The sequence below is a fragment of the Rhizobium sp. BK512 genome, assembly GCF_014194915.1.
GTDB lineage: Bacteria > Pseudomonadota > Alphaproteobacteria > Rhizobiales > Rhizobiaceae > Rhizobium.
In genome coordinates this window covers 21582-28419 of sequence record NZ_JACIAS010000017.1, presented here as the reverse complement: position 1 = coordinate 28419, position 6838 = coordinate 21582, and the positions used below count along the sequence as shown (strand labels likewise).

Below are 6838 nucleotides of genomic sequence, written 5' to 3'. Positions count from 1 at the left end.
GGTGCGGACTTCAGGAGAAAACTTGTTCGTCGTCTTGCTTGTCATAGACCCTACTTCTCACGAGTTGGGGTCTCCGGCAAAGCCGGGACGGTTCACATGGCAAGCAATTTCCACACGTAGTAGCTCCCCCTTTGCGTCCGACCGCCTCTTTCGGAAGGATGGTTCGTGAAGTAAAACACTTCAATGAAAAACGAACTCGTCCACGAAATCTGGCTCGATCCCGAGCCAGACGGTCAACTGCTCCCCGGCCTTTGTCTTGCTGGCCCAATGGGAGACGGCTTTAGAGCGCTCCTTAATAAGGGGGCTGTTAAGGCTGGCGAGATAACTGGGCATAGCCATTTCGATGTCATGACGAAATACTGGAAGCTTCAGGGCTGGGGCGAGTACCAGACGGAGCACCGGCAGGATCACGAGCCATATCCTGACGAATGGGTTCTCACCCAACGCCCCTTTATCGACAGCATGTGAATTTGCGGCGTGACCGCGATCAACACACACTCGCCTTGGGTCCGGCCGATCTTCAAAACGAACCCCCGTCTTGGTGGTCAAGTGTGATCGGCACACTGCTTACAGAACAGATTTTCGCGGCGGGTTTCTCTGCAGGCGCATACACGACCCTTTTACTGGCTGGAGCCCGTGTTGCATTTTCGCAGTTCGAGATAGACAATCCGGAATTGAGTCCTGTTCGGGGACCCAGAGAATTTCCAGACCTCGCCGATGAACTGCCAAAACTCTATGAGAACCCGGTTTTTCGGATGTCCTGGGATCGGCGGCGAAGTGATTTTTCCGATCCCCGAATCCGCGCTGTCTTCGCCATTGCTCCGGGCCGCTCTGTCTTGGGTTTTTCGCGGGAAAGTCTTCAAGCGATAGACCGACAAGCGTACCTGATAGGCGGCGACGGAGAGAATGTCGCACCGCCCGAACGGTGCGGCGAGTGGCTATCACAGAACATCCCTCGCTGTAGTTCTGAAAATTACGGAGCAGCAGAGCGGTACGTACCGCGCAGCATCGAACATCGACCACACAACGGCCTGAACAATCGCGCGGAGAATTCTCACGTGCCGCTACGAAAACAAGAGTGGATGATGAGCGCTTCCGTTCCGTGGGCGGCTTGCGACGTTTCCTCCTGGTATTTTCAGCAGTCAGAAATCTCTTCGTGCCGCTACATCAGAAACGCTCAGCCCTAGCCACCCTATTCCTTTTCGGCCATCGCTACCCTCCGCGTTACGCTGGCTGAGGCGCGTTACCCACCTTGTGGTTACCAACCATGCTCAACGCATTCGACAAAGTGCCTTGTCGGACTTGGAAAGATATCCGCTAAAGGATGTGGTTTTCTGCTTTCGGACCACACCAACCCATCATCAACGGATGATGGAAACGAGTTCAATGATAGCTAAAATCAGTGGAGGGATAATGCAATTCGAACTCACTCAGAAGTCTTATGGCTTGGGCGGCAGACGTTTCGGCGGCTTCCGAAGTTTCCTGAGCAATGGCGGCCGCGTTTTGCGATAGTTCTGCGGCCAACACTTCCATCTCGTTCCAACTCGGATAGTGTCGAAGCTTAGCTACTCCCGCGGAGTGTTGCAGCATCGATACGAGCGAGCGCAGGACCGACTCCCGCCGTTCAGCGCTCATACTCCCTAAGGTCGATCTGGTGGACATCGCACGCTCCTTCAAGGGGGCTGTCCGAAAGATGACCGAGAAGTGGCGACAACCATTCTCCGGGTGAGCTTGTTATCCAAGTAGGGCGTTCGCTACTCGTTGCAAGCAGTTGGATTTTAATACCTCGCCGCACCCCGGGCCCCATCAAAAGGAGCCCTCCCAGGGGTGTGGGGGGCTCCAAAAAGCTTAGATGCCGGAACAGGTACCAAACGGCCAAGCGAGACAGTAGGCTCACAGGGCACGTGTATTAGCGAATCAATTCGGCTGATCCTCGAAGGCCGCCCCTCATTTAAGCGAAAATGAATACCCGCAAGGTCTGCTTGCCTGCCAGGCGGGGCGAGTTTGAGAAAAGGAGAGAATATAAAACTCCGCAATCGAAGCTCTGTCCGAAAATTCGATGGGAATGTTTTCGGCGCGTGGCTGGATGTTTCTATGTCCTCCCTTCTGCAGCGTGTAGTGACAGGAAGCATCGATAACGACGGAGAACAGTATTGTCCGCGATGTACCAGTGGTGATTTTGTAGGAGCGACTGGTTCCCAACGATTGCCCGACCACATCGATACTTTCCTTGAGGTGAAGGGTTTCGAGTGGCTCGGCGCGCGCGCTGATGGGTTGAGCGACGGCTAAAGCGCCCAACAATACCCAATTGAATTTCGACATGATGTCTCCCCCCGCGTACATTTAAGACAAACAGCAAGGGAAATTGCCAGCTCCATCACCATCTCGGACCTTAATCGATGGGTGGCTTAACAAAAAGCCTGAACACGCAGCAGGGAATCCACAGCGCGACGCCTGCTATCACAGATCCTCGCGAGAAGCGCTTTATCCGACTCCGCTGAAGCGCAGTTGACCCGATGCGCTCTGACAATCGCAGCCTGACAGACAACAAGCTGGGTTAGCTTTTCGACCCTGTTTTCGGCGAACCTTAGATCCTTCTTTTGAGAGCGGTGATTTTTCATCTGCTTGATTGGCGTGAAAGCCATCTGACTGCGGTCATTCATCTAAAAGACTTCCTGAGGTGTGAGTTGGCGAATGGCGATTTCTGAACAAACGGATCAGCAATGGGCGTTAGCGGAGTTGCGCGATTCCGAGTTTGATGACCTTGATAAAATCGCTCATCCGCTCGCCGCGGCTATTCTGGTATTCTTCCAAGGTAGGGGTACTGCGGGTGGCATCAGCGAGCGCAGAAATGCGATTCTCTTGCACAGCCTTGGCGCCGAGAGCCCAAATCCGGTCAAAGAGTAGACGGTCTAGTTCTTTGTCTGGCAGAGAGTCCACATTACAGTCCGATCGAAGGTTTATCGGGCGAGGCGAACGGTGACTGGAGCTGCGGCAAACCTACCCGGCCGAGTTGACTGCCCGGACAGTTGCTCATGCCGATACACCTCAACTGTCCCGATCGACGTCTGGCTCAGATCATAGGTATGGTAACAACGAGGATGCCAATGAGCGCGGCTGTGAGCACTGACGTCTCGATCAGAAAGAGAGTGATTTGCCGTCCCGTAAAGTCTGGAAAATAATATCGCATGATTTTCCTGTTTAAAAATTTATTCTACAAACGTATCGTATCACCGTTCTTCTAAAAATATTTTTTTATTTTCGTGAATGCTAAAGTTTTTTTTAGCGTGGTGCATGGGGCTCCTCGTCACCAGAGCGCTGAGGCACTCGGACAGAGCCTGTCTTCAACCTGCCGACCGACATAGTTTGCTTCACATGGAGTGCGCGTTCACGCGCCACACGCAGTTCGTACAGTGCCATTCCCTTGAGAGGCGCCCTCGTCGCGTCATCGTTGCGAGCCCGACGTCCAGGCGACATTTTGTTACGCAGTCGTTAAAGGAGCGATGTCCAGTCATATCAACCCTTCCTTCCCGATCTCAAGCTGCTCGGGCTTCATCTGCCCGGGACCAGGAAACGCCTGCGCCGGGTCTGAACCGTATTCCCTGACCCACTTGCGCAGCACATTCTCATGAATATCCAGGTCGCGGGCGGCTTGCGCAACACTGACCCCGCGCTCTCGCACCAACTTCACTGCCTCAAGCTTGTACTCGCGGCCGAATTTCCTTCGTTGCATTCATGCGCTCCAGTTTCATTGGAAACACCTTAACTCGGTGTCCACGAAACCGGCAGCAGGCCAATCTCGATTTCTTGCCCATAAGGGCGACCTTACAGGGTTGGTCCGCGGCTTCGACTGATAAAAGACCTCCCTTGCAGGCGGTATCGATGATCTGAGAGCGCTGGAGGCAGTCCGGTGAGGACCGCTATAATCCGCTGCCGGCTGCGGGTCCTTCGCGAAGGAGCAACCATAAGGAGAATAGCACTACCTTAGAAAACTAACCGTTGACGAACCCGCCCGCCTGCCGTATACAAGGCGCATCGATCTTTTGCTTGCCGAGCTTTGTCTACCGCGCGATTGGCACCGCGCTTTAAGCGAACTTCCCTTTCAAAAATAGTCGGTTTTCGTCCGCGTGGCATCAGCTTTGCGGTTTCTCAACTTTATGCTTGAAAGGGTTCATCATGACCACTGGCACAGTAAAATGGTTCAATTCCACCAAGGGCTTTGGCTTCATCCAGCCTGACGACGGCGGCGCTGACGCCTTCGTTCACATCTCGGCTGTCGAGCGCGCCGGAATGCGTGAACTCGTCGAAGGCCAGAAGATCGGCTTCGAACTCGAGCGCGATCGTAAGTCGGGCAAGATGTCGGCCTGCAATCTGCAGTCCGCTTAATCGATATCCTGCTTCCCCTTGACCACGGATGTACTGGCACTGCCGGGAGCAATGTATCAGTTTGAGGCCAGGCGGGCTCGCCTGGCCTCTTTCGTTTTGGCCTCACAGCCCAGATCGAGGAAATTCGATGACAGAAACGTATAGCAAATCTCGCAGGCAGGCCGAGGCGGCCTTCGGAAATCTCCAGGCCGAGTTTTTCGCCAAGAACAATGCGGCGGAAGAGCTCGCATCGATCGCTCAGGCGCGCGATGCCAAGACCATCAGGCTGCGCGAAGCGCGGCTCGCCAAGGAGCAAGCTGACCGGATCTCCGCAACATCCGCGCTCCTTGCCAAACGATCGAAGTCCAGCTGAGATCATCCCAAACGCAAAGAGTCAGGATATAGATTGAGACACGCCAGAAACAACGAACACACCGACCGACGCGCCGCTGCTGCGGACGCCAAAGCAGCCCTTCTCAAAGCATATCGAGCAGCAAAGACAGCGGCAGAGCCATTACAAGCCGCCAGACAGACGGAGCGCATCTCGCTTGTTGAAGCCCGCGAGGCACGCCGTGCGGAACGGGAACGACTGAAAGCCGAGGAGCGTAGGCTCCTAGAAACTCTTGCGGCGCAAGAGCAGGCAGCCATGGAGGCAGCCGCGGCGGCCGAGATTGAGGCGCAAAAGTCCGCCGAAAACGCCCGGATATCGCTCGTCGTGGAAGACAAGGCCGCTCGCAAGGCTGAGCGGGACAGACGCTATGCTGCCCGCAAGGCCCGTCGGGCTTAGCGTCCGGGCGCCCACATTTTGATGGTTAGGGCCGTGGAATAGATCAGGGCGTGATATACGGTCACGCTCGAACTTACTCATTCCTTAGGAGCCTTTTATGGCACCGGACACGAACGAGCTACAGGCAATCAATACAGCTTGGCAGATAGCGATCCAGGAAATCCTGCGCATGGTGATACGTGACATGTACCATGGTGCTGGCGAAGCGGCCTTCGGCTCCCACATCAAGCGGATCGAAGAAGCGGCCGTCGACAGCATCCAGACGGACTTGAGGCTTCGCGGCACTAACGAGTGGACCGAGATGTTGGTCAAGGAACGGGCCAGCAATTTCGTGACGACGCTCTTGACGTCCTTTACCTATGACCGTGCCTGACCAGGGTTCACGGTCGTCCGAGTCACGAATTTCTGGGTAAGCGGTAGCGTACCTGAACTTTCTTGTGGTCTTCGAGGTTGATCTGCAAGGCGACCGCCTAAATCACTCCCAGTAGGCAGCAATAAGCCAAGCGGTTGGGCATGGAAGAGCATAGTGCAGAACGGCTCGCAGCCATCGTCGAGTCTTCCTTCGACGCGATCATCAGTAAGGATCTTTCAGGCACGATCGTTAGCTGGAACAGGGCGGCCGAACGCATGTTCGGCTATCCGGAAACCGAGGTGGTCGGAAAATCGATCTATTTGATCATACCCGACGACAAACGGGATGAGGAGGCGGACATCCTGCGCCTGCTGAAACTGGGGGAGCCGATCGAGCCGTTTCAGACGACGCGCCGCCACCGAGACGGACGGATAGTCCCGATCTCGATCACCATTTCTCCAATCAAAAGTCGGGCCGGGAAACTCGTGGGTGCATCGAGCATCGCCCGGGACATCTCGGAGACACGCGAAAGCGATCGCCGGCTTCGCCTGTTGATGCGAGAAATCAATCATCGCGTTAAAAATCAGTACGCCGTCGTCCTTGCCGTTATCCGGCAGACGTCGACACGCTCCCGCTCAATCGAAGAATTTGAGAAGCGGGTCCGCGAACGTATTATGGCCCTGTCTCATTCACATGATCTGCTGTCACAGGTCGATTGGGCGGGGGTGAGGCTCGCCGATCTCGTGGCGCATCAACTCCAACCCTTCGAGGCTCTACAGCCGGTCCAAATTCTGGGCCCGGAAATCGTACTTGACGCCAACGCTGTCCTCAATCTTGGCATGGCCTTCCACGAACTGATCATGAATGCGATGCGCTTCGGGGTTACGGATGTTGGCGGAATATCCGTCACTTGGGGGCTGACGAGCGGAGAGGGCGGCGACATATTCGAGCTCGTCTGGTCTGAGCCGGCGGTGGCTTACGCCGATCTACTGGCGCATGAGGACGGGTTCGGCGCCCTCGTTCTTGGTAAGCTGGTGCCATCCGCCTTGTCCGGCCAAGCGCAATGGAGTTTCACGGACGGACTGATCGTCTGGAAGCTGACAGCGCCGCTTGCACGCATCCAGATCGGGCTGGGATCTGCGGCCTTGCTCTGACTATGCCCAGGGAGCGAGCCGAGCAGATGTCTGCAACATCCGCGCTGCTTGCCGAACGACCCAAGCCCACCCAAAGATTTGGGACACGCCAGAAAGCAGCTCGCCGACAGACGCTTCGCGGCTGCGGACTCTCAGGCGTCCCCTCTCACTGGAACCGGCCTGCAAAGATGGCGGTAGAGC

9 protein-coding genes and 2 pseudogenes are annotated in these 6838 nt (G+C 55.7%); 7 read left to right on the top strand and 4 right to left on the bottom strand.

The window, feature by feature from the left end; all coding sequences use genetic code 11:
• Positions 1-180 precede the first annotated feature (180 nt).
• A complete protein-coding gene (locus FHX06_RS35280) occupies positions 181-549 on the bottom strand; it encodes a hypothetical protein (protein ID WP_183882694.1) in 369 nt (122 codons plus the stop codon).
• A gap of 422 nt (positions 550-971) precedes the next feature.
• Between FHX06_RS35280 and FHX06_RS35275 the strand changes: the two are divergent.
• Positions 972-1237, top strand: a pseudogene (locus FHX06_RS35275) (DDE-type integrase/transposase/recombinase); the annotation flags it as partial.
• A 146-nt stretch (positions 1238-1383) separates the two neighbouring features.
• Here FHX06_RS35275 and FHX06_RS35270 read toward each other — a convergent pair.
• Positions 1384-1662, bottom strand: a complete 279-nt coding sequence (locus FHX06_RS35270; protein WP_183882692.1) for a hypothetical protein — start codon at positions 1660-1662, stop codon at positions 1384-1386.
• Between the two features lie 285 nt (positions 1663-1947).
• On the bottom strand, positions 1948-2322 hold the full coding sequence (locus FHX06_RS35265) for a hypothetical protein (RefSeq protein WP_183882690.1): 375 nt from the start codon (positions 2320-2322) through the stop codon (positions 1948-1950).
• A gap of 372 nt (positions 2323-2694) precedes the next feature.
• Here FHX06_RS35265 and FHX06_RS35260 point away from each other — a divergent pair, with 372 nt between their 5' ends.
• Positions 2695-2907, top strand: a complete 213-nt coding sequence (locus FHX06_RS35260; protein WP_018116066.1) for a hypothetical protein — start codon at positions 2695-2697, stop codon at positions 2905-2907.
• A 619-nt stretch (positions 2908-3526) separates the two neighbouring features.
• Here FHX06_RS35260 and FHX06_RS35255 read toward each other — a convergent pair.
• Positions 3527-3733, bottom strand: a pseudogene (locus FHX06_RS35255) (transposase); the annotation flags it as partial.
• Positions 3734-4176: 443 nt separating this feature from the next.
• Here FHX06_RS35255 and FHX06_RS35250 point away from each other — a divergent pair.
• The 5 genes from FHX06_RS35250 to FHX06_RS35230 all read left to right on the top strand — a co-directional run bounded on the left by FHX06_RS35250 (position 4177) and on the right by FHX06_RS35230 (position 6658).
• The gene (locus FHX06_RS35250; protein WP_016736157.1) at positions 4177-4386 is read left to right on the top strand and encodes a cold-shock protein; all 210 of its coding nucleotides are present in this window, start codon (positions 4177-4179) and stop codon (positions 4384-4386) included.
• Between the two features lie 127 nt (positions 4387-4513).
• A complete protein-coding gene (locus tag FHX06_RS35245) occupies positions 4514-4738 on the top strand; it encodes a hypothetical protein (protein ID WP_018116070.1) in 225 nt (74 codons plus the stop codon).
• A 33-nt stretch (positions 4739-4771) separates the two neighbouring features.
• The gene (locus FHX06_RS35240; RefSeq protein WP_183882688.1) at positions 4772-5152 is read left to right on the top strand and encodes a DUF6481 family protein; all 381 of its coding nucleotides are present in this window, start codon (positions 4772-4774) and stop codon (positions 5150-5152) included.
• Between the two features lie 97 nt (positions 5153-5249).
• Positions 5250-5525, top strand: a complete 276-nt coding sequence (locus tag FHX06_RS35235; protein ID WP_018116075.1) for a hypothetical protein — start codon at positions 5250-5252, stop codon at positions 5523-5525.
• Between the two features lie 140 nt (positions 5526-5665).
• Positions 5666-6658 (top strand): sensor histidine kinase, encoded by a 993-nt coding sequence (locus FHX06_RS35230; RefSeq protein WP_018116074.1) that lies wholly within the window; start codon positions 5666-5668, stop codon positions 6656-6658.
• The last annotated feature ends 180 nt before the right edge of the window (positions 6659-6838 follow it).